The organism is Pseudomonas sp. 1D4 (assembly GCF_001728925.1).
In the GTDB taxonomy this organism is placed as follows: Bacteria; Pseudomonadota; Gammaproteobacteria; order Pseudomonadales; family Pseudomonadaceae; genus Metapseudomonas; species Metapseudomonas otitidis.
On the sequence record NZ_LXJQ01000018.1, the window covers coordinates 1 to 24,943 of the forward strand.

The following is a 24,943-nucleotide window of genomic DNA, read 5'->3' on the forward strand; positions in this document are numbered from 1 at the left end:
ACTGGGTTGGGATGCGACCAAGGTCAACGTCAACGGCGGTGCCATCGCCCTCGGCCACCCCATCGGCGCTTCCGGCTGCCGGGTGCTGGTGACCCTGCTGCATGAGATGGTCAAGCGCGACGCCCGGAAAGGCCTCGCCACCCTGTGCATCGGCGGCGGCCAGGGCGTGGCCCTGGCCATCGAGCGCTGATGCCCTCGAAGCCGCTCCCCAGGGAGCGGCTTCGCCCTCCCTGGGCCCCATCGCCAACGCGACGTCCTCACGCCTTTTGCTAAACTGCGCGCCCCTTACACGAGACGCCGCGCATGCCCTCCGTTCTCCTCCCGGCGCTGCGCGCCGCCCTCGACGCCCGCCAACCGCTGCTGGCCGAACTGAAAGCACAGGGCACCGACTGCTACCGGCTGTTCCACGGCAGCCAGGAAGGCGCCCCCGGCCTCACCGTGGACCGCTACGGCCCCCAGTTGTTGGTGCAGAGCTTCCATCAGCCCCTGCAGCGCGACGCCCTGCTGGCACTGATCGAGACGGTCAACGCCCACCTGGGCGAGGCGCTGCTGCCGGTCTACAACGACCGCTCCGGCAGCAACTCCCGCGTCGACCGCAGCGACCCGGTGTACCTGGCCGACGACGCGGCCCTGGCAGACCAGGTCGGTCATGAATGGGGCCTGGCTTACCGGGTGCGTGGCCGTCACCCCGGCCAGGACCCGCTGCTGTTCCTCGACCTGCGCAACGCCCGGGGCTGGGTGAAGGCCAACAGCGCCGGCAAGTCGGTGCTCAACCTGTTCGCCTACACCTGCGGGGTCGGCCTGGCCGCCGCTGCCGGGGGCGCCCGCGAGGTGTGCAACCTGGACTTCGCCGAAGGCAACCTGGCCGTGGGCCGGGAGAACGCCGCCCTCAACCCCGGCCTGGTGCCCATGCAGTTCGTGCAATCGGATTACTTCCCGGCCATCCGCCAACTGGCCGGCCTGCCCATCGCCCGGCGCCACGGGCAGCGCCTGCCCAGCTACCCGCGCCTGGAGGCACACCGCTTCGATCTGGTGTTCCTTGACCCGCCAGCCTGGGCCAAGAGCGCCTTCGGCACCGTCGACCTGCTGCGCGACTACCAGAGCCTGCTCAAGCCCGCCCTGATGGTCACGGCGGACGACGGCGTGCTGGTGTGCTGCAACAACCTGGCGAAGGTGGGGATCGAGGAATGGCGCGACCAGGTGCTGCGCTGCGCCAGCAAGCTCGGGCGCCCGGTGCGCGACTGCGAGCAGCTGCTGCCGGCCGCCGACTTCCCCTCCCAGGACGGGCGCCCGCCGCTGAAGACCCTGGTGCTGCGTTTCTGAACCGAGAAGCTGCCGACGATTCCAATCGGTGCCGTCTGTCGGAACCTTAAGGGCGTGCCATACTCCAACCCACCTCCGCCGGGATAGTCGACGCCGCACCATGTACAAAGGATTGAAACGCGCCACGTGCGCCTTGCTGATCGTCCTCGCCTTCTACGCCCTGCTCGGCTTCCTGATCCTCCCGGGAATCGCCCTGCGCGTCGTCAACCAGCAGTTGGCCACCTATGCCAAGGTTCCGGCACACCTGGAGCGGCTGCAGCTCAACCCCTTCAGCCTCGAACTGACCCTCTGGGGCCTCGGGATCGGCGAGCCCGACAAGCGCCAGGTGGGCTTCAAGCGTCTGTACGTCAACCTGGAACTGGACAGCCTCTGGACCGGCGCCCTGCACCTGGCCGCCGTCGATCTCGACAAGCCCACCACCGAGGTGCTCTTCGCCAAGGACGGCACGCTGAACCTGACCCAGCTGTTCCAGTTGCCCCCCAGCGAGCCCAAGGCCGACGAACCGCCTGCCGGCGATCCGTTCCCGGTGCGCATCGACAGCATCCGCCTGGTCAAGGGCGGCGTGCGCTTCCAGGACCTGCGCCCGAGCGAGCCCATCGAATTCGTCTACGACGCCCTCGACTTGGAACTGAAGAACCTCAGCACCTTGCGCGACGACAACGCCGACATGCTGCTGGTGGCCACCGGGCCCTACGGCGGGCGCATCGACTGGAAGGGCAGCCTGAGTCTGCTGCCGCTGACCTCGGAAGGCGAACTGGCAGTCACCGACGGCAACATGAAGGGCTTCTGGCCCTACGTGCGGGACGCGGTGCCGCTGGTGCTGGACAAGGGCACCGTCAGCCTGTCCACCCGCTACCACCTGAGCCTGGCCGAAGGCACCGCACTGAAGCTGGAGCAGACAGCCATCAAGGTGGCGCCCTTCGCCATCAAGGCGCCGGATGGCCGACCGCTGGTGAACCTGGAAAGCCTGGAAGTCAGCGGCAGCGCACTGGACCTGGCCAAGCAGCAGGTGGTGGTCGGCAAGATCCGCAGCCAGAACCTGGAGACCTGGGCCGCCCGCGAGGCCGACGGCCAGCTCGACTGGCAGAAGCTGTTCGCCAGCGAAGCCAAGGCCCCGACGAAATCCCCTGCCACCCCGGACGCGAAACCGGCCGACGCGGCGGCCATGCCGGCCCCTGCCGCTGCGCCTGCCAAGCCCTGGCAGGTGCTCCTGCGTGACACCCAGCTGCGCGGCTACAAGGTCCACCTCGCCGACCGCGCACAGAAAGACGCCGTGCAGATCGACGTCGGCCCGCTCAACCTCGACCTCAAAGACTTCGACAGCCTGGGCCAGTCGCCCTTCCAACTGGCTCTGGACACCGGCATCGGCAAGCAGGGCAAGCTCAAGGCCGAAGGCCAGGTGCAACTGACCCCGACCACCGCCAAGCTGAAGGTGGAGAGCCGCGACATCGACCTGCGGGTGGCCCAGGCCTACCTGGCCCCCTTTGTCCGCCTGGAACTGCGCAGCGGCATGCTCGACAGCAACCTGGACGTCGCCCTCACCGGCACCGAGCCGCTGGCTCTGTCCATCACCGGACGTGCCCTGGTCAACCAGTTGCACACCCTGGACACCCTCAAGCAGCGCGACTTCGTAAAGTGGCAGCAACTGCTGGTGGAGGACCTCGACTACCGCCACGGCAGCAGCCTGAGCATCGCCAAGGTGGGCATCAGCCAGCCCTATGCGCGCTTCGTCATCAACGAGGACCTCACCACCAACGTCAGCGACCTGGTGATCAAGCAGCCTGCCGATCCCAAGGCCAAGGCCGAGGCGGCCGGCAAGCCGCTGGACATCCACATCGGCGCCGTGAGCATCAGCAACGGCTCGGCCAACTTCGCCGACTTCAGCCTGACCCCCAACTTCGCCACCGCCATCCAGCAACTCAACGGCGAGATCAGCACCCTCGACACCCGTACCCGCACCCCCGCCAAGATGAGCATCGACGGCAAGGTGGATCGCTACGCGCCGGTGACCATCAAGGGCGCGCTGACCCCCTTCGACCCACTGGACTCCCTGGACATCGCCACCAGCTTCAAGCGCGTCGAGCTGACCACCCTGACCCCCTACTCCGGCAAGTTCGCCGGCTACCGCATCCGCAAGGGCCGCCTCAACCTGGACCTGCACTACCAGATCGAGAAGGGCCAGCTGAAGGCCGACAACCACCTGGTGCTGGAAAACCTGCAGCTCGGCGAGCGGGTCGACAGCCCCGATGCGGTGGACCTGCCGATCCGCCTGGCGGTGGCCCTGCTGAAAGACACTGAAGGCAAGATCGACATCCAGCTGCCGGTGGCCGGCAACCTCAACGACCCGCAGTTCAGCGTCGCCCCCATCGTCTGGCAGACCCTGCGCAACCTGGTGCTGCGCGCCGCCCAGGCCCCCTTCAAGTTCGTCGCCGGGCTGGTCTCCGGCGGTGGCGAACACGACCTCAGCAACGTGCCTTTCGATGCGGGTAGCGACGAGCTTTCCGCCGACGCGCAGAAGGGCCTGAGCACCCTGGCCCAGGCCCTGCAGGAGCGCCCCGCCCTGCGCCTGGAGATCGAAGGCATGAGCGCCACCGCCGTGGACGGGCCGCTGCTGGCCGCTGCCCGACTGGAGCGCGAGTACCAGCGCACCTACTACAAGATCGCCCAGCGCCGCGGCGACAAGGTCCCCGCCGACGCCTCACTGATGGAAGTGCCGGACAGCGAGAAGCCGCCGATGCTCGAAGGCATCTACCGCACCCGCCTCAAGCAGCAGCCACCGGCCGAATGGGCCCAGTTGGACAGCGACGAGCGCACGGCAAAGATGCGCGAAGCGGTGATCGGTTCCTGGGCCCAGAGCGAACTGCTGCTGCGTCAACTGGCCCAGGCCCGTGCAGCGGCGATCAAGGCCTACCTGGTGGACCGTGGCGGCCTGCAGGACGAGCGGGTCTACCTGCTCGACGTCAGCCTCGGTGAAGCCGGCCAGGATGGCCGCGTGGACACGCCCCTGCATCTGGGCACCGAATGACGCGGAATTCGGTGCCGCCTGCGCAGTCCAACAGCCAGGCGTGACCCTCCGCACACGCCGCCCTGCTGACAGACGCACAAGGGCGGCGTAGGCTGGACCCCGTTCAACTGGATGGAACCCTTCGTGAAAGCCCGATACCTGCTTGCCCTGCCCCTTCTGCTGCTGAGCGCAGCCCATGCCAACGCCTCCTCCACCCTCCGCTGCGGCAACGGCGGGCTGATCAGCCTGGAGGACAGCACCACCCAGGTCCTGCGCAAGTGCGGCGACCCCGCCAGCCGCAACAGCCTCGGCTACCGCAACGTGGTGGACCGCTACGGCCAGGAGAGCGAAGTGCTGGTGGAGGAATGGGTCTACGGGCCGCGCAACGGCATGTACCAGTTCCTGCGTTTCGAGGGGAACAAGCTGCGCAAGATCGAGAGCAAGCGCGGCGACTGACAGCCCAGAACCGGCAGTGCTAGGCTCTGCCGCCTTTTTCAACCGGACAGGATGCCCAACCATGATTCGACGTCTGCTCCCCCTGCTCGCCCTGCCCTTCGCCGTGGCGAGCCTCGATGCCTCGGCAGCGACCTTCCGCTGCGGCAGCGCCCTGGTCAGCGAAGGCGACCGCGCCGTGGAGGTGCTGCGCAAGTGCGGCGAGCCCGCTTCGCGCAACCTCATCGGCTACTCCGAAACGCGCAGTGGCCGCCAGGAAATGCAAGTGGAAGAGTGGGTCTATGGCCCTGTGAACGGCATGTACTACTACCTCGACTTCGTCGGCGGCCGCCTCAGCACTGTCGAGAGCAAGCGGGACTGACCCGCTCGACTGAACCCTCTACGCGACAAGGACGTCACGCTTGGTCATCCTCCCCGCCGAACACCCCCTGGACTGGAAACGCCCGCCGGTCGTCACGCTGTTCCTCGTCGTACTCAACGCCCTGATCTACTTCGTCTACCAGGGTGGCGACGCGACGCGTTCCGAGGAGGCGGTGCAGGCGTATCTCGACGCCGGCCTGCTCAACCGCGAGCGCGCGCTGTTCGTCGAGAGCCTGAGCAAGCGCCATGAACTGGACCCGGAGGAACGCCGCGCCCTCGACTCCGCCCGCCGGCACGACCTGGCGCTCTACGCCCTGCGGGACCTGGAGTTCGAAGACGAACTGCACCGTTCGGCCGCCTTCCAGGCCGACCCGGCCTGGCAGCGCGCGCGGGCGCCCGCCGAGGCCGCGCGGAACAGCCTGAGCAGCTACCGCTTCGGCTTCATCCCCAAGCGCTTCACGGTGGAAGGGCTGTTCGGGGCGATGTTCCTCCACGGCAGCTTCGACCACCTGCTGGGCAACATGATCTTCCTGTTCATCTGCGGCTTCGCCCTGGAGCGCGCGCTGGGTGCCGCGGCCTACCTGGGGCTGTACCTGGCCAGCGGCCTGGCCTCGCACCTGCTGTGGTGGGCGATGGACCCGGGCTGGGTGCCCGGTATCGGCGCCTCGGGCGCAGTGGCGGGGCTGATGGGGATGTACATCGGCGTCTACGCCCTGCGGCGGATCAATTTCTTCTACTGGCTCGGCCCGATGATGGGCTACTTCAAGGCCCCCGCTCTGTGGATCCTGCCCATCTGGATGGGCAAGGAACTCTACGGGCTGCTGCTGGCCAATGACCACGTCAACTACTACGCCCACCTGGGGGGCCTCGCCTCAGGCTTCCTCGGCACCTGGCTGCCCCGGCGCATCGGCGCGTTGAAGGTGGACGAGCAGTACCTGGCCAAGGAAGACCCGGACGCACCGTTCAAGCGCGAACTGGCCGCACTGGACGCCCTGATCGGGCGTTTCGCCCTGGACCAGGTGCCAGAACGCGGGCTGGACCTGCTGGCCCGCTACCCGGGTCGGGTGGCGTTGCTGGAGCGCCTCTATCCGGTTGCCCGCACCCGCAAGGACAAGCCTCTGGCCAGCGCCGTGCTCAAACAGGTCTTCGCGCTGCCGGACCCAACGCCTGCACGGGGCCTGCTGCTGCAGATGGCCACGGACCTCAGCACTCCCGAACAGCAGTGGCTGCAACACCCGGCCGTGCTGGCCAACCTGCTGCAGCGACTGCTCAAGCTGGGCGAAGGCCCGGCCGCCCTGGGGGTGTGGCGGGTGATCGCCCGGCAGACACCGGCCCCTGCACAACTGCCGGTGATGACCCTGGCGCTGGCCAAGCAACTGGGGCAACGCCAGGATCTGCGGGGCGTTGCGGAGCTGGCCGCCTTCCTCAACAAGGCCTTCCCCGACGCCGAGCAGACCCGGCAGCTTGGCCTCTACCGCGCTCACCTGGCCCGCTGAACCCCGGAAACGACGATCCCCGCCGAAGCGGGGATCGATGTGTACGGATCAGGCTCAGAGGCGGCTGCTGAAGTCACGCAGCTCGTCCTGCGCGCGCTCCTTGCTCCAGCCGTAGCGCTCCTGGAGCTTGCCCACCAGGTATTCGCTGTGGCCTTCGGCGATATCCAGGTCGTCATCGGTCAGGTTGCCCCAGCGCTCCTTGATGCGGCCGCTGAGTTGCTTCCACTTGCCTTTGATGATGTCAGCGTTCATGGCATTGCCTCCTCGGGTGGGCGCCGCCCTGCAGGGCGGCGCCAGGAATCATTCAGCGGACTTCAGGCCGTCGGCAGCGACAGCGGTCACGCCCTTGATGGACTTGGCGGTGCTGATGGCCAGGTCACGCTCGGCATCGCTGGCCACCACGCCGGACAGGGCGACCACGCCTTTGTTGGTCTCGACCTTGATGTCCAGGGCGCTGAGGTTCTTGTCGGCCAGGAAGCTGGATTTCACCTTGCTGGTGATCCAGGTGTCGGACACGGCTTCTTCAGCCTTGTCGACGGTGTTGGCCGCCAGTTGGATCGGGGCGGCCTGGGCGGCGAAGACATTGCCGGCCAGGGGCAGGCTGAGGGCGGCGGCAGCTACGGCGGCAAGGGTGACGCTGTGGAAGGACTTTTTCATGAGGATTCTCCTGTTACTCACACTGTTCTGCAGCCTTGTCCTGTCTGCAGTCACTGTAGGTATCGCAAGGCCTGTGCCAGCCTTGCAGAACAAAATTAATCCTTTTAAATCAATTACTTAAAAATAAGTCAAAGCACCGCTCGGCTTGCAGATTGCAGGATGCAGCCAAGCGGCGCGTGCACTTTGCACGACTGCTCAGCCCGCCAGGCGGGCCAGGGTGGACTCCAGCGCCGTCACTTCGCCGAGCAACGGCGTGGCCGGGTAGCGGGCCCGGATGAAGGCGAGCAGCTTGCCGGCCTGCTCCACCTGGCCGAGCTGTTCGGCCAAAGCCCGGGCTGCCAGCAAATAGGCACGGGGGACGTTGGGGTAGTCCGGGAAGCGCTGGTGCAGGTTGCGCAACAGGCTGATGGCTTCCTTGGCCTTGTGGCGATCCACCAGGGCCGCAGCGATGCGCTCGCAGACCTGCGGGTCCTCCGGCAGGTAGTCCGCCTTCAGCCGGCGGGCATTGAGCAGCGCGGTGGCCCCCAGCGCCGGGTTCTCGCGGGCGGCGATGGGCAGGTAGTGGGCAAGGTGGCGCAGGCAGCGGGCGGTTTCGTTGAGGCCGAACAGCAGTTGGTGAAAGCGCTCGTTCAGGCGCAGGTCGTTCGGGTCCCGCTCCAGAGCCGCGGTGAGGGTCTCCAGCGCGGCGGCACTCTGCCCCTCCTTCACCCGCACCTCGGCCTCGGCGAGGGCGCGGCGGCGGCGCCACTCCGGCTCGGGGTACCCCTCATGCCCGCCCTCTTCTGCAATCGCGAAGCCCAGGGCACCCTGATACTGGAACACCGCGTAGCCCATCATGGCGCACATGACCACGCCGAAATAACCGAACAGGAAGGCGGCGATGGGCATCAGCACCACGCGCGGCAGGCCGTGGGCCAGTAGCACGGTGACGTAACCGGGCGACTGCCAGAGGATGAACAGGAACACGCAGAGGATCAGGTAGCGCCAGCCCATGGCCTTGATCACATCGCCGAGCTGTTCGGGGCTCAGCGCGGCACCGAGTTCCTTGTTCAGGGCCAGGCGGATGATGCTCGCCGGCATCAGCAGCATGAGGCCGATGTTCACGGCCCAGAACAGGGCCTCGCTGTGGAAATCGGCAGCCAGCCAGAGCACGGCGAAGGCCACCAGGAACACCACCAGTTGCTTGATGAACAGCAGGAAGCCCTCACCGACGAAGGCGGTGGCCAGCCCGGGGGCCTCGCGGGAACCTTCGCTGGCCGCTTCGATGACGCTGTGGAAGTACTTGGTGGCGATGCTGAACAGCGCGACCCAGAGGATGATCGAGCGCGGCATGAACAGGCTGGCCAGGCCGAGCACGGCGGCAAAGGCCAGGGGGCCGGTCTGCAGGCCGTAGAGGAAGAACTGCGGGATACGCTCCCAGAACGGCTGGGCGGTGTTGGCGGCGCCCAGGAAGTGCAGTTGGGCGCGGCACAGCGGGCAGGCCGGGGATTCGTCCGGGCGTTCGGCATTGAGGGGGATGCAGCAGTCACCGAAGTGACGCTCGCAGGCCGGGCAGTGCCAGGTGGCAGGCTGGGCCTGGTGGTACTTGCAGTAGGTCTTTTCCATGACCTGGAATCCTTGTGGGCGACTGGCGGCGCGCCATTCTCCGAGAAACGAAAGAGGGCCCGCAAGGGGCCCTCTTTCATACAGCCGACCGGTTATCAGACGCCGGAAGCTTCAGCAGCCTCGACATCCTTCATGGACAGCTTGATGCGGCCGCGGTTGTCCACGTCCAGCACCAGGACCTTCACTTCCTGGCCTTCCTGCAGGACGTCGGTGACCTTGTCGATGCGCTTGTCGCTGATCTGCGAGATGTGCACCAGGCCATCCTTGCCGGGAAGGATGTTGACGAAGGCACCGAAATCAACGATGCGCTCGACCTTGCCGACGTAGACCTTGCCGATCTCCGCTTCTGCGGTGATGGCCAGAACGCGCTGCCTGGCGGCCTCGGCGGCTTCCTTGGTCTCGCCGAAGATCTTCACGCTGCCATCGTCTTCGATGTCGATGGAGGCCTTGGTCTCTTCGCAGATGCCGCGGATGGTGGCGCCGCCCTTGCCGATGACGTCGCGGATCTTGTCCGAGTCGATCTTCATGGCCAGCATGGTCGGGGCGTTTTCGGACAGCTCGCTGCGGGACTCGGCGATGACCTGGTTCATCTGGCCGAGGATGTTCAGGCGTGCTTCCAGTGCCTGCTCCAGGGCGATCTCCATGATCTCTTCGGTGATGCCGTTGATCTTGATGTCCATCTGCAGGGCGGTGACGCCCTTGGCAGTACCGGCCACCTTGAAGTCCATGTCGCCCAGGTGGTCTTCGTCACCCAGGATGTCGGTCAGGACGGCGAACTTGTCACCTTCCTTCACCAGGCCCATGGCGATACCGGCCACCGGAGCGCGCATCGGCACACCGGCGTCCATCAGGGCCAGGGAGGCGCCGCAGACCGAAGCCATGGAGCTGGAACCGTTGGATTCGGTGATCTCGGACACCACTCGAATGGTGTAGGGGAACTCGTCGCCTTTCGGCAGCATGGCGGCGACGCCACGACGGGCCAGGCGGCCGTGGCCGATTTCGCGGCGACCGGCGCTGCCCATGCGACCGCACTCACCCACCGAGAAGGGCGGGAAGTTGTAGTGCAGCATGAAGGCGTCCTTGCGCTCGCCTTCCAGGGTGTCCAGCAGTTGGGCGTCACGGGCGGTGCCGAGGGTGGCAACGACCAGGGCCTGGGTTTCGCCACGGGTGAACAGGGCGGAACCGTGGGTCTTGTCCAGTACGCCGACTTCGATCTTCAGCGGGCGGACGGTGCGGGTGTCACGGCCGTCGATACGCGGCTTGCCGTTGACGATGTTCTCGCGAACGGTGCGGTATTCCAGCAGGCCGAAGGCATCCTTCACTTCACCCACCGGGAACTGGCCGGCTTCCTCGCCAGCGAAGCGAGCGACGACCTGGTCGCGCAGCTCGTCGAGGCGGTTGTAGCGGTCCTGCTTGATGGTGATGGTGTAGGCCTGGGAGATGGCCTCGCCGAACTCGGCCTTGATGGCGCTGAGCAGGGCGGTGTTCTCGGCGGGAGCGGTCCAGTTCCAGGTCGGCTTGCCCGCTTCGGCGGCGAATTCCTTGACGGCATTGATGACGGCCTGGAATTCCTGGTGGGCGAACAGCACGGCGCCCAGCATCTGGTCTTCGGTCAGCTCATCGGCTTCGGATTCGACCATCAGCACGGCGTCCTGGGTACCGGCCACGACCATGTCGAGGCTGGAGGCCTTGAGCTGCTCGTAGTTGGGGTTCAGCAGGTAGCCGGTGCTCTCGTGGTAAGCCACGCGAGCCGCGCCGATCGGGCCGGCGAACGGGATGCCGGAGATGGCCAGGGCAGCGGAAGTACCGATCATGGAAGCGATGTCCGGATCAGTCTTCTTGTTGGTGGAGACGACGGTGCAGATGACCTGCACTTCGTTGAGGAAGCCTTCGGGGAACAGCGGGCGGATCGGGCGGTCGATCAGGCGGGAGGTCAGGGTCTCTTTCTCGGAGGGCCGGCCTTCACGCTTGAAGAAACCACCAGGGATGCGCCCGGCGGCGTAGGTCTTTTCCTGGTAGTGCACGGACAGCGGGAAGAAACCCTTGCCCGGGTCGGCCTGCTTGGCACCAACCACGGTCACCAGGACGGTGACATCGTTATCAACGGTGACCAGAACGGCGCCGCTGGCTTGACGGGCGATACGGCCAGTCTCGAGGGTGACGGTCGATTGACCGAATTGGAACTTCTTGATTACCGGGTTCACGGTGTTTTCCTTCTCTTTTGTTGCCTTGGGGGAAATCTGCGAAAGGCGCGGGAGTCGGACCCGCCGTCTTCCTCAAAAAGCCTGAAGCTGGAAACCAGAAGCTGGAAGCAAGCGCGATGTCCTGCTTCCAGCTTCCGGCTTCCAGCTTCCAGCTCGAATGCGTCTTAGCGACGCAGACCCAGACGACCGATCAGGGCGCTGTAACGAGTGGTGTCCTTACCCTTCAGGTAGTCCAGCAGCTTGCGACGCTGGTTAACCATGCGGATCAGACCACGACGGGAGTGGTGGTCTTTGCCGTTGGCCTTGAAGTGATCCTGCAGCTTGTTGATGTTGGCGGTCAGCAGTGCGATCTGCACTTCCGGAGAACCGGTATCGCCTTCAGCTTGCTTGTACTCGTTAACGATCTGGGCTTTCTCAGCAACGCTCAGTGCCATGATGGGCTTCCTCTGAGAGTAATAGGCCGGGAACGAATCCCGTGTTTTAAAAAGAGGTGTGACCGTGCCTATTAACAGCCACCCTCGAATCGGTCATTCCGACCGAATCAGTCGACGTGGCGCTATGCGCCCGTCATCGCTCACTTCACCGATACCGATGAAGCGACCGGTATGATCCTGCACCCTCAGCATGCCGAACTTCGGCGCTTCGGGAGCCCTTACCGGCTGCCCATGCAGCCAGTAATAGGCACTGTGTTCGCTCAGTTGCACCAGGGGCCAGTGCTCCAGACCACTGTCGGAGGGGAGCAGGAAGCGATCGAGCGCTTCGTTGCCACCTTCGGCGTGGGCCTTCTCCAGTTCCTCGAGGCTGATGGCCTGGGACAGGTTGAAGGGGCCGGCCTGGGTGCGACGCAGTTCAGCGACGTGGCCACCACACCCCAGCACCTGGCCAAGGTCCTCGACCAGGGTGCGAATGTAGGTGCCTTTGCTGCAACTGACGGAAAGCGTGGCATTGGTTGAATCGAGGGCCAGCAGTTCCAGGCGCGCAATAGTAACAGAACGCGCCTCGCGCTCCACTACTTCGCCGGCACGAGCCAGCTTATAGAGGGGCTGCCCGTCCTTCTTCAGGGCCGAGTACATCGGCGGCACCTGCTGGATTTCACCCCGGAAGCGCGCCAGGGCCGCCTCCAGCTCGTCGCGACCAACGGTCACGTCGCGCCGTTCGAGCACCTCGCCTTCGGCATCGCCGGTGGTGGTGGTGACGCCCAGTTGGGCAACGGTCTCGTAGCCCTTGTCGGCGTCCAGGAGGTACTGGGAAAACTTGGTGGCTTCACCGAAGCACAGGGGCAACACGCCCGTGGCCAGGGGATCGAGGCTGCCAGTGTGGCCGGCCTTCTCCGCATTGAGCAGCCAGCGGACCTTCTGCAGGGCCTGGTTGGAGCTCATGCCACGGGGCTTGTCGAGGATGAGGATGCCGCTCACATCGCGGCGGATACGCTTGACCTGGGCCACCGTCAGTCCTCATCACCCTGATGCCGACGGTCTTCGGCCACCGCACGCTCGATCAGCGCGGAAAGCTCGGCGCCCCGACGGATGCTGGCATCGTAGTGGAAGTGCAGTTGAGGCACGGTGCGCAGCTTCATGGACTTGCCCAGCAGCATGCGCAGGTAACCCGCTGCGTCATTGAGGATCTCGGTGTTGAGACGGATGACTTCGGCGTTGTCGTCCTGGCCCATCACGGTGATGAAGATCTTGGCATGGCCGAGATCCCGCGCCACTTCGACGCCGGTGATGGTGACCATGCCCAGGCGCGGGTCCTTGACCTCACGCTGGATCAGCAGGGCCAGTTCGCGCTGCATCTGGTCACCGATGCGCTGGGTGCGGCTGTATTCTTTTGGCATAAATCGGTACTCACTCAAAAACCAAAAAGCCGGGAGCTGGAACTGGCGGCGTAATCACTCCGCGCAGCACCCGGCTCCCAGCTTCTGGTCAGTGGCCACTCAGAGCGAGCGGGCCACCTGGACCTTCTCGAAGACCTCGATCTTGTCGCCGACCTTCACGTCGTTGTAGCTCTTCACGCCGATACCGCACTCCATGCCGTTCCGCACTTCGGACACGTCGTCCTTGAAGCGGCGCAGGGATTCCAGTTCGCCTTCGAAGATCACCACGTCGTCGCGCAGTACGCGGATCGGGCGGTTCCGATGGACAGTACCCTCGATGACCATGCAGCCGGCGATGGCGCCGAACTTCGGCGAACGGAACACATCGCGCACCTCGGCGGTGCCCAGGATGTTCTCGCGCACATCGCTGCCGAGCATGCCGGTGAGGGCCTTCTTGACGTCCTCGATGATGTCGTAGATGACGTTGTAGTAGCGCAGGTCGATGCCTTCCTGCTCGACGATCTTGCGCGCGCCGGCGTCAGCACGCACGTTGAAGCCGAACAGCACGGCATTGGAGGCCAGCGCCAGGTTGGCATCGGACTCGGTGATACCACCGACGCCGCCACCGACCACACGTACCTGGACTTCGTCGTTGCCGAGGTCGGACAGGGCACCCTGCAGGGCTTCCAGAGAACCACGCACATCGGACTTGAGCACGATGTTGAGGGTCTTCTTCTCGTCCTGCCCCATGGTCTCGAAAATGTTCTCCAGCTTCGAGCTGTGCTGACGAGCCAGCTTGACCTCGCGGAACTTGCCCTGACGGAACAGGGCCACTTCGCGGGCTTTCTTCTCGTCGGCCACCACGGTCATTTCGTCACCCGCATCCGGGGTGCCGTCGAGACCGAGGATTTCCACGGGGATCGACGGGCCAGCTTCCCTGATGGACTTGCCGTTCTCGTCGAGCATGGCGCGAACGCGGCCGTAGTTGACGCCCACCAGGACCATGTCGCCCTGACGCAGGGTACCGTCCTGGACCAGCAGGGTGGCCACCGGGCCACGGCCCTTGTCCAGGCGGGACTCGACCACGACACCCCGGCCGGGAGCGGACGGGGTGGCAGTGAGTTCGAGCACCTCGGCCTGCAGCAGAACAGCCTCCAGCAGTTCGTCGACGCCGGTACCGGCTTTGGCCGAAACGGGCACGAACTGGGTGTCGCCGCCCCACTCCTCGGGGATCACATCCAGCGCGGCCAGGCCGTTCTTGATGTTGTCCGGGTTGGCTTCCGGCTTGTCCATCTTGTTGATGGCAACCACGATCGGCACGCCAGCGGCTTTCGCGTGCTGAACCGCTTCCTGGGTCTGCGGCATCACGCCGTCATCAGCCGCCACCACGAGGATGACGATGTCAGTAGCCTTGGCACCACGGGCCCGCATGGCGGTGAACGCGGCGTGACCGGGGGTGTCGAGGAAGGTGACCATGCCGCGCGGGGTTTCCACATGGTAGGCACCGATGTGCTGGGTGATGCCACCGGCTTCGCCCGACGCCACTTTGGCACGACGGATGTAGTCGAGCAGCGAGGTCTTGCCGTGGTCGACGTGCCCCATGACGGTCACGACCGGTGCACGGGAGAACGACTCGCCTTCGTACTTCAGCGACTCGGCCAGTTGGTCTTCCAGGGCGTTCTCGTTGACGAGCTTGACCTTGTGGCCCATCTCCTCGACGACCAACTGCGCGGTCTCGCGATCGAGCACCTGGTTGATGGTTACAGGACTGCCCATCTTGAACATGAACTTGACCACTTCGGCGCCCTTGACGGCCATCTGGGCCGCCAGTTCTGCCACGGTGATGGTCTCACCGATGCTGACTTCTCGCACGATCGGCCCCGTCGGGCTCTGGAACCCGTGCTGGTTGCGCTTCTTGAGCTTGGACTTGCCACGGCCACCGCGACGGTAGCTGTCGCTCTCTTCCTCGGTGCTGCGCGGAGCAATACGCGGCGACGGCACCTTTTCCTTCTCCTTGGCGGAGGGACGGTGCTGGGCTTGCTTGCGGTCGCGACGGTCGTCTTCGTCCCGGGCGCGTTCCGGACGGCGAGGCTCTTCGCGACGAGCGCCCGCTGCGCCAGGTGCAGGAGCCGCGGCGCCAGCAACCGGAGCCGCCTGGCCTGCAGGAGCAGCAGCAGGAGCCACTGCTGCCGAAGCCTCGGGGCTGCGAGCAGCGTCCTTGGCACGGGCGTCAGCCTCACGGCGGGCCTCTTCCTCGGCGCGGCGCTTGGCCTCTTCCTCGGCCTTGGCGCGTGCGGCCTCTTCGGCGGCGCGCTGCTCTTCCAGTTCGCGCTGCTTCTCTGCTTCGATCTCGTCAGGGCTGCGCTTGACGTAGGTCTTCTTCTTGCGCACTTCGACACTGATGGTCTTGCTGCCCGCCACCTTCAGGGTGGTGGTGGTCTTGCGCTGCAGCGTGATCTTGCGGGGCTCTTCCAGGCGCTCGCCATGGCTGCTCTTCAGGTGCGCGAGCAGCGCCTGTTTTTCACTGTCGGTCACCACCTGGTCGGCGCTGCTGTGAGGCAGGCCTGCCTCACGCATCTGCTGCAGCAGGCGCTCCACCGGTGTATCGACCACCTTGGCCAGTTCTTTCACCGTGACTTGCGTCATGCACTTCTCTCCTCAGGCCGCACTGCTTACTCGAACCAATGGGCTCGGGCGGCCATGATCAGCTTGCCGGCACGCTCTTCGTCCATGCCGTCGATGTCGAGCAGGTCGTCGATCGACTGCTCGGCCAGGTCTTCACGATTGATTACGCCACGCACCGCCAGTTCGACCGCCAGTTCCTTGTCCATGCCCTCGAGTTCCAGCAGGTCCTCGGCGGGCTGGGCATCGGCCAGCTTCTCTTCGGTCGCGATCGCCTTGGTCAGCAGGCGATCCTTGGCGCGGGCACGCAGCTCGTTGACGATGTCCTCGTCGAAGCCATCGATGCTCAGCATCTCTTCCATGGGCACGTAGGCGATCTCTTCGAGGCTGGTGAAACCTTCCTCGACCAGCACCTGAGCCAGCTCTTCATCCACGCCGAGTTCATCGACGAAGGACTGCATGATGTCGCCGGTCTCGGCCTGCTGCTTGGCCTGGATGTCCGCCTCGGTCATCACGTTCAGGGTCCAGCCGGTCAGCTGGCTGGCCAGGCGAACGTTCTGGCCGCCACGGCCGATGGCCTGGGCGAGGTTGTCTTCGGCAACGGCGATGTCCATGGCATGGGCATCTTCGTCGACGATGATCGCCGCCACTTCGGCCGGAGCCATGGCGTTGATGACGAACTGAGCGGGGTTGTCGTCCCACAGGACGATATCGACACGCTCACCGCCCAGTTCGCCGGAAACAGCCTGAACGCGGGAGCCACGCATGCCGATGCAGGCGCCCTGCGGGTCGATGCGCTTGTCCTTGGAGCGAACAGCGATCTTGGCGCGCGAACCTGGATCACGGGAGGCGGCCATCACTTCGATCAGCTCTTCGGCGATTTCCGGCACTTCAATGCGGAACAGCTCGATCAGCATCTGCGGCGCGGTGCGCGAGAGGATCAGTTGCGGACCACGGTTCTCGGTGCGGATTTCCTTCAGCAGGGCGCGGACACGGGCGCCGACGCGGAAGGTCTCACGGGGGATGATGTCCTCACGAGCCAGCAGCGCCTCGGCGTTGTTGCCCAGGTCAACGATCACGTTGTCACGGGTGACCTTCTTGACCGTACCGGAAATGATGTCGCCCAGCCTCTCGCGGTAGGCCTCGACCACCTGTGCACGCTCGGCCTCGCGCACCTTCTGAACGATGACCTGTTTGGCGGTCTGGGCAGCGATACGACCGAACTCGATGGATTCGATCTTCTCTTCGATGACGTCGCCGATCTTGGCGTCTTCGTCACGGGCCTGGGCCTGGTCGAGGGTCAGCTGGATGGCCGGGTCCTCGAAATTCTCGTCGTCCACCACCGCCCAGCGACGGAAGGTGTCATAGCTACCCGTGTGCCGGTTGATGGACACACGCAGGTCAACCTCGTCCTCGAAGCGTTTCTTGGTAGCGGTGGCCAGTGCCAGCTCCAGGGCTTCGAAAATCACACCTGCCGGCACCCCTTTCTCGTTGGATACCGACTCTACAACCAGCAGTACTTCTTTGCTCATCGTACGCCTCGCCTTTCGCAATCCATTGGGACCCGCGGGATCCGCGTCTCAGTCAAAACGGGGAATAATGTTGGCCTTGTCGATCAGGTCGATCGGCAACAGGTACTCGTGATCCTCGACGAGAACCACCACATCCTGTTCCTCCACCCCGCGGAGGAGACCCTGGAAGTTGCGCCGGCCCTCGTAGGGAGAACGCAACTTGATTTTCACGAGCTCTCCGGCATGGGCCGCGAACTGCTCAAGCTTGAACAACGGACGATCCATGCCGGGCGAGGACACCTCGAGGGTGTACTCACTGGAGATGGGGTCCTCCACATCGAGAACACCACTGATCTGGCGACTGACCTTTTCGCAATCGTCGATGAGGATACCGTTCTCATGATCGATGTAGACGCGCAGCAGCGAATGGCGCCCCTGCGACAGGAACTCGATACCCCAGCATTGATAGCCGAGCGCCTCGACCACCGGGGCCAGCAAGGCCTGCAACTGTTCTAGCTTGCTCGACACCTGTTTGCCCTCGCATGCCGTAGAAATAAAAAATGGGCGTAACGCCCATCATGAAAGCCATCCGAAACCGATGGCAAAGTGATCCAGCTAGCAAAAAGCCCCTTAAAAGGGGCTCTGCTTGAACTGGTTGCGGGGGCTGGATTTGAACCAACGACCTTCGGGTTATGAGCCCGACGAGCTACCAGACTGCTCCACCCCGCGTCAAAGCTGGGCCCGGAGTATACGACCAGACAGAAGCCCGGTCAACCTGACACTCCTCCAGCAAGAAAGCCCGCTACTGCGGGCCTTCTTGTCTTGCATGGTACCGAGGAGGGGACTCGAACCCCTACAGCCTATGGCCACTACCACCTCAAGGTAGCGTGTCTACCAATTCCACCACCTCGGCAAAACTTGCCTTACTTCTGCTCTGGAGCTTGCGGAACGTCACCTGCAGATTCTGCGGGCTTCTGCTCTTCGAGCACCGGCACATCATCAGATGCCGGCTTTTGCTGCTGAACCTCAATGGCGGCCGGATCCGGCAGACCAACGTGACTCAGAGCCTCAGCCTTTTGCTTAGCAAAGAATGCTAACCCCAGACTGGTAATGAAAAAAACCGCGGCGAGTATACCAGTAAAGCGACTCAGAAAGGTAGCAGAACCTTGGCTTCCGAAAACAGTACCCGAAGCACCTGCACCAAACGAAGCGCCTGCATCCGCGCCTTTACCATGTTGCAGCAACACCAGAACCACAACGCCGATGGCGACGAGCAGGTGCACCACGATAACGACAGTTTCAAGCATCTCGTCAGCTTCCTGCGGCACGACAAATCGCACCGAACTCATCTGCATTCAGGGAGGCTCCACCCACAAGCCCCCCATCAATATCCGGCATCCCGAACAACTCAGCCGCACTGGCAGCCTTCACACTGCCGCCGTACAGAATTCTTACACCCGCCGCTATCTCGACACTCTCGACCGACAATTGCGAACGGATCGCAGCATGAACTTCTTGCGCCTGAACAGGAGAAGCAGTCAACCCGGTACCGATTGCCCACACAGGCTCATACGCGATTACCGCAGAAGAGAAGGCACCAACACCCAGCTCCTCGATGACGCTACCAATCTGCTCACCAACCACACGCAGGGTTTCGCCTGCCTCACGCTGCTCGCGGGTCTCACCGACACAGAGAATCGGAACCAGACCGCACGCCTGAGCCGCAGCAAACTTGCGACTCACCACATCATTACGCTCACCAAGAATCAAACGACGCTCGGAGTGACCAACGAGGACCCACTTGCAACCTGCATCTTCCAATTGAACCGCAGCAATCTCACCGGTAAGGGCAGCCTGCATGGGCTCTATCGCGCAATCCTGGGCACCGATGGAAATGGAGCCACCATCGAGCGCTTGAGCAACCTGGGCGATGTACAGGGAAGGCGGGATGACCACCACATCGACATCAGCCGGCACAACCTGCTGATGAAGACCTTTGATCAGCTCTGCGACGCTGGCGCGGGTACCGTGCATTTTCCAGTTACCAGCTACCAAAGGGCGACGCATGCCGTACCTCGTCGATCAAAGTGGGCGCAGATGTTATCCGAGGTTTTTCCAACTAGCAAGCGAAATCAAGCACATACCTCGGAAACAACCTTCACGAGCTCCTCGGCGTAAGTGCGAACCTGCTTTTCGTCATCCCCTTCGACCATCACACGTACCAGCGGCTCGGTGCCGGACTTGCGCAACAGTACGCGCCCGCGCCCCGCCATGCGCTCGGTGACCCTGGCACAAGCGTCCTTAACGGCTGGGTGCTCGACAGGATCCAGGCCTCCGCCGCTGTAGCGGACATTGAGAAGAACCTGCGGGCACTTGCGCATGCCCTGGCGAGCCTCCGCCAGCGACTGGCCACGGCGCTGCAGGGCCAGCAGCACCTGCAACGCCGCAATCAAGGCATCGCCGGTGGTGGTGAAGTAGCTGCAAAGGATGTGTCCGGAATTTTCCCCGCCCAGTGTCCAGCCACGCTCGTGCATCTCGGCAATCACATAGCGATCACCGACCTTGGCACGAGTAAAGGGAATCCCCATCTCGGCAAGCGCCAGCTCAAGGCCAAGATTGGTCATGAGCGTACCCACAACGCCATCATTGCTGAGCTTGCCCCGCTCCTGGAGATCGCGGGCAATGATGTACAGCAGTTCATCCCCATCCACGATGGCGCCCGTGTGGTCGACCATCAGCACGCGGTCGCCGTCGCCATCGAAGGCAATACCGATGTCCGCATGCTGGGCCACGACCTCGGCCTGCAAGGCTTGCATGTGGGTAGAGCCGCATTTGTCGTTGATGTTCAGGCCATTGGGCTGCGCCGCAAGCACCGAAACGTTGCCTCCCAACTCACGGAACACACTCGGCGCCACCTTGTAGGTCGCGCCGTGGGCACAATCGACGACGATCTTCATGCCGCCCAGGTCCGTGCTCATCGGCACCGTACTTTTGCAGAACTCGATGTAGCGCCCCGCTGCGTCATTGATCCGGGAAACCTTGCCGAGGTTAGCCGACTCCACTACCTGCATCGGCTGATCGAGCAGCTCCTCGATCATCAACTCGATCTCGTCAGAAAGCTTAACGCCCTGGCCAGAGAAGAACTTGATGCCGTTGTCACCGTGAGGATTGTGGGATGCACTGATCACGATGCCCGCATCCGCCAGGAAGGTGCGCGTCAGGTAGGCAATCGCTGGCGTGGGCATGGGACCCAGCAGCATCACGTCGGCACCGGCGGCAGAGAGACCAGCCTCCAGGGCGGACTCGAACATGTAGCCGGAGATCCGCGTGTCCTTGCCGATGAGGATGCGGCACTTGCCCTGTTTGCGGAACGCCATGCCCGCCGCCCAGCCGAGCTTGAGCATGAAATCCGGGGTGATCGGGAATTGCCCAACGTGCCCACGAATGCCGTCGGTGCCAAAGTACTTTCTGCTCATCTACTGCTCCGCGATTCCTACTCCGCCGCTTCGACTGCGGCGATCATTCTGATGACATCAACCGTCTCGGCCACATCGTGAACCCTCAGGATGCACGCACCCTTTGAGACGGCCAGGGCTGCCAGCCCAAGACTGCCGTACAGGCGCTGGTCGACATCACGCCCCAGCACCTGACCGATCATGCTCTTCCGCGACACACCGACCAACAGGGGGCGACCAAGACGCCCCAGCTCAGCCAAATGACGGAACAGCACGAGATTGTGCTGGAGGCTCTTGGCAAAACCGAACCCGGGATCGAGCACGATTCGCTCCTCGGGAATACCGGCTTCGCTGCAGGCTCTCATGCGCTCCCGCAGGAACTCACCGACCTCCCGGACGACATCGTCGTAGGCAGGTGCATCTTGCATGTTGCCGGGCTCTCCACGCATGTGCATCAGGCACACGGGAAGACCACTATCCGCGGCAGCATCCAGCGCTCCATCCCGGCGCAAGGCTCGCACATCGTTGATGAGGCCCGCGCCCAACCTAGCGCCTTCCCGCATCACGGCAGGGGTGGACGTATCCAGGGAGATGATGACATCCAGCTCGCGCGCAATCGCCTCGACCACTGGCGCGACACGCTCCAGCTCCTCGGTAGGCGAGACCGGGCGAGCGCCAGGCCGAGTCGACTCCCCACCGACATCGATGAGCGTCGCCCCGGACGCCACCATGGCGCTGGCGTGACGCAGCGCGGCATCGCGCTGACTGAAGCGACCGCCATCGGAAAAGGAGTCGGGGGTTACGTTAAGGATGCCCATGACATGCGGGCGCCCCAAATCAAGAACCCGGTTGCCGCAAGGCAACCGGGTCGGGTACTGCGTGGAACTCATCAAGAATCCTTAGTGTTCGCCAGCGGGCCCACCGATCGGATTCTCCGAGCGAGGTGCCTCGTCACGCGGGGCAGGCTTGCCGGGAGTGCCGGAGCCACCTTGCCAATCCTTGGGCTCGCGTGGCTGGCGACCCGCCATGATGTCGTCGATCTGGTCGGCGTCGATGGTTTCGAACTTCATCAACGCTTCAGCCATCATGTCGAGCTTGTCGCGGTTGTCCACCAGAATCTGCTTGGCGGTGGCGTAGCAGTGATCAATGATGCTGCGCACCTCCTGATCGATGAGCTGTGCGGTCTGCGCGGACACATTCGAGTGCTGGCTGCCGGCGCTACGCCCCAGGAACACCTCACCTTCCTCTTCCGCATACATCAACGGACCGAGCTTCTCGGACAGCCCCCACTTGGTCACCATATTCCGCGCAATCTGGGTCGCACGCATGATGTCGTTCGACGCACCAGTGGTCACACCGTCGAAACCCAGAGTCATTTCCTCAGCAATCCTGCCGCCGAACAGCGAACAGACCTGACTGATCAAGGCGCGCTTCGACAGGCTGTAGCGGTCCTCCTCCGGGAGGAACATGGTGACGCCCAGCGCACGACCACGCGGAATGATCGACACTTTGTAGACCGGATCATGCTCCGGAACGACGCGACCTACGATCGCGTGGCCAGCCTCGTGGTAGGCAGTGTTGAGCTTCTCTTTCTCGGACATGACCATGGTCTTGCGCTCGGCACCCATCATGATCTTGTCCTTGGCCAGCTCGAACTCGCGCATCTCGACGATGCGCTTGTTCACGCGCGCAGCGAAGAGCGAGGCTTCGTTGACCAGGTTTGCCAGGTCAGCACCCGAAAACCCCGGTGTACCACGGGCGATAACGGCAGGTTCTACGTCGTCGCCAACCGGCACTTTGCGCATGTGCACCTTGAGGATTTGCTCGCGCCCGCGGATATCCGGCAGACCCACAACCACCTGACGGTCGAAGCGGCCCGGGCGGAGCAACGCCGGGTCGAGCACATCCGGACGGTTGGTAGCGGCGATCACGATGATGCCGTCGTTCATTTCGAAGCCGTCCATTTCCACCAGCAACTGGTTGAGGGTCTGCTCGCGCTCATCGTGCCCGCCACCCAGGCCGGCACCACGATGACGGCCGACAGCGTCGATCTCGTCGATGAAGATGATGCAGGGAGCGTGCTTCTTCGCCTGGTCGAACATGTCGCGCACGCGAGATGCGCCTACACCGACGAACATCTCGACGAAATCAGAACCGGAAATGGTGAAGAACGGAACCTTGGCCTCGCCCGCGATCGCCTTGGCGAGGAGAGTCTTGCCGGTACCGGGCGGACCGACCATCAGCACACCACGAGGAATACGGCCGCCCAGACGCTGGAACTTGCCGGGGTCACGCAGGAACTCGACAAGCTCGCCGACCTCTTCCTTCGCTTCGTCGCAACCCGCGACGTCGGCCAGGGTGGTCTTCACCTGGTCTTCGGACAGCAGGCGAGCCTTGCTCTTGCCAAAGCTCATCGGTCCGCCACGGCCACCGCCACCGCCCTGCATCTGGCGCATGAAGAACATGAACACCGCGATGATCACAAGAATGGGGAAACTGGCAACGAGCAACTGGGTCCAGATGCTCTGCTGCTCGGGCTGACGCCCCTCGATGACCACATTGTTGTTGACCAGGTCGCCAATCAGGCCGTTGTCCTGGATGGCAGGCCGGATGGTCTTGAAGGTATCGCCGTCATTGCGCTTGCCGGTGATGACATAGCCATCGACGGTGACGCGCTCGACCTTGCCGTCCTTCACCTGCTGGATGAAGTCGGAATAGTTCAGCGTCTGCGGTTCGCTGGGGCTGGAGAAGTTGTTCATCACCGTGACCAGTACGGCGGCGATGATCAGCCACAGGATCAGGTTCTTTGCCATGTCGTTCAATTAGCTACCCTCTGGAGCAGGCTCCGTCACGGAACGTGCCCCGCATGACGGCTGGTTATCAACCGGCCTAACTTACACCACAACCCCTGCCGGCCGGCAGGCGCCGTCTGTAACCCTTTATGATGCCTGGCGCTCGCCGTGACGGCGGTCCCACTCCATGAGACCCGCGAACCACCTGCCTGTCGCAGTCTATTCCCCGCGGAAGCCGCGCGCGAGCAGGTATTGCTCACGGGAGCGATCACGCGACGAAAGCGGTTTGCGCATCAGCACCTTGTCGAACATTTCCTTGACCTGCTTGTGGTAGAGGTCGAATCCCTCACCCTGGAATATCTTGATCAGGAAATCGCCGCCCGGCGTCAGGACTCGCGCCGCAAGATCGAGCGCCAGCTCGCACAGGTACATGGCACGCGGCTGATCGGCCGCCCTGACACCACTCATATTGGGGGCCATGTCGGAAATCACAAGGTCGACCGGGTGCTCGCCAATCGCCTCGAGGATCCGGGCAAAGACCACATCGTCGGTGAAGTCTCCCTGAATGAAGGTAACGTCCGGGATGCTGTCCATTTCAAGGATGTCCGATGCGATGAGCCGCCCGCGATCGCCGATCACCCGACTGGTGACCTGGGACCAGCCGCCCGGCGCAGCGCCGAGGTCGACCACGGTCATGCCGGGCCGAAGAATACGGTCCTTCTCCTGAATCTCCAGCAGCTTGTAACTGGCACGCGAGCGATAACCATCCTTCTGCGCCATCTTGACGTAGGGGTCATCGAAATGTTCTTTCAGCCAACGATGGCTAGTCTTGGAACGGGCCACGGGATACCTCGTGTTCGGCTGTGCGCCCCGAAGTCACTCGGGTAAACTAGCAGCCTTTTTTCGCAGGGGTCTGATTATGGCGCTCTCTCAGGAGCACAAGAAGCAATACAAATCTATCGGCCACCACCTGAAACCGGTATTGATCGTGGCCGAGAACGGCCTGACCGAAGGGGTCCTGGCCGAACTGGATCGTGCGCTCAACGATCACGAACTGATCAAGGTGCAGTTCCGCATCACCGAACGCGAGGATCGGCGCGCACTGATTGACGAGCTTTGCGAAGCCGGCAAGTGCGAACTGGTTCAGGTCATCGGCAAGATGGCGCTGATCTACCGCCGCAATCCCAAGCCCAACCGCAACCTCTCCAACATCAGCCGCTTCAGCGGCCTTTGATGCCTTGAAGCCGACGGGGCGCCATTTAGCGCGCCCTGCGGCGATCACTGCCCGGCACGGGCTGTACGACCAGTAACGCACCACACAGCGTCAGCACCATGTAGCTGAATGCCAACAAGCGAGCGAACTCGGCTTTCCAGAAGCTGACGACCAGAAAGATCGTCGCCGCCAGCAGGATGACTAACAGCAGCTGCCCTCGCGAATCCCGCCGCACGCTCCGTGCACCCTCCAGCCAGACCAGCAACCCCAACTGAAGCACGCCACAGAATGCTGCAAACCCCACCAACAGCGGGGAAAGGCTGCGAGACAACTCTTCCACCAACAACGGCGCGAATCCCACCCGCTCCAGGGCAGGCAGAACCACGAAATGCAGCAGCCAGAGGCCGCCGACCCATAATGTCTGGGCCAACTGCC

At 63.8% G+C, this 24,943-nt stretch carries 23 protein-coding genes, 2 tRNA genes and 1 pseudogene; 7 read left to right on the forward strand and 19 right to left on the reverse strand.

All coding sequences use genetic code 11. From position 1 onward, the window contains the following. The 6 genes and pseudogenes from A7D27_RS11320 to A7D27_RS11345 all read left to right on the forward strand — a co-directional run. Nucleotides 1–190 (forward strand): annotated as a pseudogene (locus A7D27_RS11320) (acetyl-CoA C-acetyltransferase); the annotation flags it as partial. Between the two features lie 113 nt (nt 191–303). Continuing rightward, on the forward strand, nt 304–1,323 hold the full coding sequence (locus A7D27_RS11325) for a class I SAM-dependent rRNA methyltransferase (protein WP_069564929.1): 1,020 nt from the start codon (nt 304–306) through the stop codon (nt 1,321–1,323). Between the two features lie 100 nt (nt 1,324–1,423). After that, nucleotides 1,424–4,348, forward strand: a complete 2,925-nt coding sequence (locus tag A7D27_RS11330) for a DUF748 domain-containing protein (protein WP_069564930.1) — start codon at nt 1,424–1,426, stop codon at nt 4,346–4,348. Between the two features lie 111 nt (nt 4,349–4,459). Further along, entirely contained in the window at nt 4,460–4,783 is a 324-nt protein-coding gene (locus A7D27_RS11335; protein WP_083265604.1) for a DUF2845 domain-containing protein, read from the forward strand. Between the two features lie 61 nt (nt 4,784–4,844). Continuing rightward, nucleotides 4,845–5,141, forward strand: coding sequence for a DUF2845 domain-containing protein (locus tag A7D27_RS11340; RefSeq protein WP_069561623.1), 297 nt, complete (start codon nt 4,845–4,847; stop codon nt 5,139–5,141). A gap of 40 nt (nt 5,142–5,181) precedes the next feature. Further along, on the forward strand, nt 5,182–6,636 hold the full coding sequence (locus A7D27_RS11345; protein ID WP_069561624.1) for a rhomboid family intramembrane serine protease: 1,455 nt from the start codon (nt 5,182–5,184) through the stop codon (nt 6,634–6,636). A gap of 54 nt (nt 6,637–6,690) precedes the next feature. Here the strand turns inward: A7D27_RS11345 and A7D27_RS11350 are convergent, their stop codons facing one another. From A7D27_RS11350 to rlmE, 18 genes are all read right to left on the reverse strand, one after another. Then, a complete protein-coding gene (locus A7D27_RS11350) occupies nt 6,691–6,888 on the reverse strand; it encodes a CsbD family protein (RefSeq protein ID WP_069561625.1) in 198 nt (65 codons plus the stop codon). Nucleotides 6,889–6,936: 48 nt separating this feature from the next. Beyond that, a complete protein-coding gene (locus tag A7D27_RS11355) occupies nt 6,937–7,293 on the reverse strand; it encodes a BON domain-containing protein (protein ID WP_069561626.1) in 357 nt (118 codons plus the stop codon). 195 nt (nt 7,294–7,488) lie between these two features. Beyond that, nucleotides 7,489–8,898 (reverse strand): DUF4013 domain-containing protein, encoded by a 1,410-nt coding sequence (locus tag A7D27_RS11360; RefSeq protein WP_069561627.1) that lies wholly within the window; start codon nt 8,896–8,898, stop codon nt 7,489–7,491. A 95-nt stretch (nt 8,899–8,993) separates the two neighbouring features. Then, entirely contained in the window at nt 8,994–11,102 is a 2,109-nt protein-coding gene (gene pnp, locus A7D27_RS11365; RefSeq protein WP_069561628.1) for a polyribonucleotide nucleotidyltransferase, read from the reverse strand. A 164-nt stretch (nt 11,103–11,266) separates the two neighbouring features. Beyond that, entirely contained in the window at nt 11,267–11,536 is a 270-nt protein-coding gene (gene rpsO / locus A7D27_RS11370) for a 30S ribosomal protein S15 (RefSeq protein WP_044413751.1), read from the reverse strand. A gap of 93 nt (nt 11,537–11,629) precedes the next feature. After that, nucleotides 11,630–12,547 (reverse strand): tRNA pseudouridine(55) synthase TruB, encoded by a 918-nt coding sequence (gene truB / locus A7D27_RS11375; RefSeq protein ID WP_069561629.1) that lies wholly within the window; start codon nt 12,545–12,547, stop codon nt 11,630–11,632. A 2-nt stretch (nt 12,548–12,549) separates the two neighbouring features. Further along, on the reverse strand, nt 12,550–12,936 hold the full coding sequence (rbfA, locus tag A7D27_RS11380) for a 30S ribosome-binding factor RbfA (protein ID WP_069561630.1): 387 nt from the start codon (nt 12,934–12,936) through the stop codon (nt 12,550–12,552). A gap of 99 nt (nt 12,937–13,035) precedes the next feature. Continuing rightward, a complete protein-coding gene (infB, locus tag A7D27_RS11385) occupies nt 13,036–15,561 on the reverse strand; it encodes a translation initiation factor IF-2 (protein ID WP_069561631.1) in 2,526 nt (841 codons plus the stop codon). Between the two features lie 26 nt (nt 15,562–15,587). Next, the gene (gene nusA, locus A7D27_RS11390) at nt 15,588–17,069 is read right to left on the reverse strand and encodes a transcription termination factor NusA (RefSeq protein WP_069561632.1); all 1,482 of its coding nucleotides are present in this window, start codon (nt 17,067–17,069) and stop codon (nt 15,588–15,590) included. A gap of 48 nt (nt 17,070–17,117) precedes the next feature. Then, nucleotides 17,118–17,576 (reverse strand): ribosome maturation factor RimP, encoded by a 459-nt coding sequence (gene rimP, locus A7D27_RS11395; RefSeq protein ID WP_069561633.1) that lies wholly within the window; start codon nt 17,574–17,576, stop codon nt 17,118–17,120. A gap of 124 nt (nt 17,577–17,700) precedes the next feature. Continuing rightward, a tRNA-Met gene (locus A7D27_RS11400) sits at nt 17,701–17,777 on the reverse strand. Nucleotides 17,778–17,875: 98 nt separating this feature from the next. Further along, nucleotides 17,876–17,961, reverse strand: a tRNA-Leu gene (locus A7D27_RS11405). 10 nt (nt 17,962–17,971) lie between these two features. After that, complete coding sequence (gene secG / locus A7D27_RS11410) at nt 17,972–18,355, reverse strand: preprotein translocase subunit SecG (protein ID WP_069561634.1); 384 nt, start codon at nt 18,353–18,355, stop codon at nt 17,972–17,974. A gap of 4 nt (nt 18,356–18,359) precedes the next feature. Further along, nucleotides 18,360–19,115, reverse strand: coding sequence for a triose-phosphate isomerase (tpiA, locus tag A7D27_RS11415; RefSeq protein WP_069564931.1), 756 nt, complete (start codon nt 19,113–19,115; stop codon nt 18,360–18,362). Between the two features lie 65 nt (nt 19,116–19,180). Beyond that, nucleotides 19,181–20,524: a phosphoglucosamine mutase gene (gene glmM / locus A7D27_RS11420; RefSeq protein ID WP_069561636.1), complete on the reverse strand. Its 1,344-nt coding sequence runs from the start codon at nt 20,522–20,524 to the stop codon at nt 19,181–19,183. A 17-nt stretch (nt 20,525–20,541) separates the two neighbouring features. Next, the gene (gene folP / locus A7D27_RS11425; protein ID WP_069564932.1) at nt 20,542–21,393 is read right to left on the reverse strand and encodes a dihydropteroate synthase; all 852 of its coding nucleotides are present in this window, start codon (nt 21,391–21,393) and stop codon (nt 20,542–20,544) included. A 9-nt stretch (nt 21,394–21,402) separates the two neighbouring features. Continuing rightward, nucleotides 21,403–23,316 (reverse strand): ATP-dependent zinc metalloprotease FtsH, encoded by a 1,914-nt coding sequence (gene ftsH / locus A7D27_RS11430; RefSeq protein ID WP_069561638.1) that lies wholly within the window; start codon nt 23,314–23,316, stop codon nt 21,403–21,405. 198 nt (nt 23,317–23,514) lie between these two features. Further along, on the reverse strand, nt 23,515–24,138 hold the full coding sequence (gene rlmE, locus A7D27_RS11435; protein ID WP_069561639.1) for a 23S rRNA (uridine(2552)-2'-O)-methyltransferase RlmE: 624 nt from the start codon (nt 24,136–24,138) through the stop codon (nt 23,515–23,517). Between the two features lie 76 nt (nt 24,139–24,214). Between rlmE and yhbY the strand changes: the two genes are divergently transcribed. After that, nucleotides 24,215–24,529: a ribosome assembly RNA-binding protein YhbY gene (gene yhbY, locus A7D27_RS11440; protein WP_044413714.1), complete on the forward strand. Its 315-nt coding sequence runs from the start codon at nt 24,215–24,217 to the stop codon at nt 24,527–24,529. Between the two features lie 25 nt (nt 24,530–24,554). Here the strand turns inward: yhbY and A7D27_RS11445 are convergent, their stop codons facing one another. Next, nucleotides 24,555–24,938, reverse strand: coding sequence for a DUF4149 domain-containing protein (locus tag A7D27_RS11445; protein WP_256557157.1), 384 nt, complete (start codon nt 24,936–24,938; stop codon nt 24,555–24,557). Nucleotides 24,939–24,943: the final 5 nt, after the last annotated feature.

Bases quoted from the DNA above. Each gene is read 5' to 3' on its own strand.
- A7D27_RS11325 (WP_069564929.1), top strand. From the start codon at position 304: ATGCCCTCCGTTCTCCTCCCGGCGCTGCGCGCCGCCCTCGACGCCCGC.
- A7D27_RS11330 (WP_069564930.1), top strand. From the start codon at position 1,424: ATGTACAAAGGATTGAAACGCGCCACGTGCGCCTTGCTGATCGTCCTC.
- A7D27_RS11335 (WP_083265604.1), top strand. From the start codon at position 4,460: ATGGAACCCTTCGTGAAAGCCCGATACCTGCTTGCCCTGCCCCTTCTG.
- A7D27_RS11340 (WP_069561623.1), top strand. From the start codon at position 4,845: ATGATTCGACGTCTGCTCCCCCTGCTCGCCCTGCCCTTCGCCGTGGCG.
- A7D27_RS11350 (WP_069561625.1), bottom strand. From the start codon at position 6,888: ATGAACGCTGACATCATCAAAGGCAAGTGGAAGCAACTCAGCGGCCGC.
- A7D27_RS11355 (WP_069561626.1), bottom strand. From the start codon at position 7,293: ATGAAAAAGTCCTTCCACAGCGTCACCCTTGCCGCCGTAGCTGCCGCC.
- A7D27_RS11360 (WP_069561627.1), bottom strand. From the start codon at position 8,898: ATGGAAAAGACCTACTGCAAGTACCACCAGGCCCAGCCTGCCACCTGG.
- rpsO (WP_044413751.1), bottom strand. From the start codon at position 11,536: ATGGCACTGAGCGTTGCTGAGAAAGCCCAGATCGTTAACGAGTACAAG.
- rbfA (WP_069561630.1), bottom strand. From the start codon at position 12,936: ATGCCAAAAGAATACAGCCGCACCCAGCGCATCGGTGACCAGATGCAG.
- infB (WP_069561631.1), bottom strand. From the start codon at position 15,561: ATGACGCAAGTCACGGTGAAAGAACTGGCCAAGGTGGTCGATACACCG.
- nusA (WP_069561632.1), bottom strand. From the start codon at position 17,069: ATGAGCAAAGAAGTACTGCTGGTTGTAGAGTCGGTATCCAACGAGAAA.
- secG (WP_069561634.1), bottom strand. From the start codon at position 18,355: ATGCTTGAAACTGTCGTTATCGTGGTGCACCTGCTCGTCGCCATCGGC.
- tpiA (WP_069564931.1), bottom strand. From the start codon at position 19,115: ATGCGTCGCCCTTTGGTAGCTGGTAACTGGAAAATGCACGGTACCCGC.
- glmM (WP_069561636.1), bottom strand. From the start codon at position 20,524: ATGAGCAGAAAGTACTTTGGCACCGACGGCATTCGTGGGCACGTTGGG.
- folP (WP_069564932.1), bottom strand. From the start codon at position 21,393: ATGAGTTCCACGCAGTACCCGACCCGGTTGCCTTGCGGCAACCGGGTT.
- ftsH (WP_069561638.1), bottom strand. From the start codon at position 23,316: ATGGCAAAGAACCTGATCCTGTGGCTGATCATCGCCGCCGTACTGGTC.
- yhbY (WP_044413714.1), top strand. From the start codon at position 24,215: ATGGCGCTCTCTCAGGAGCACAAGAAGCAATACAAATCTATCGGCCAC.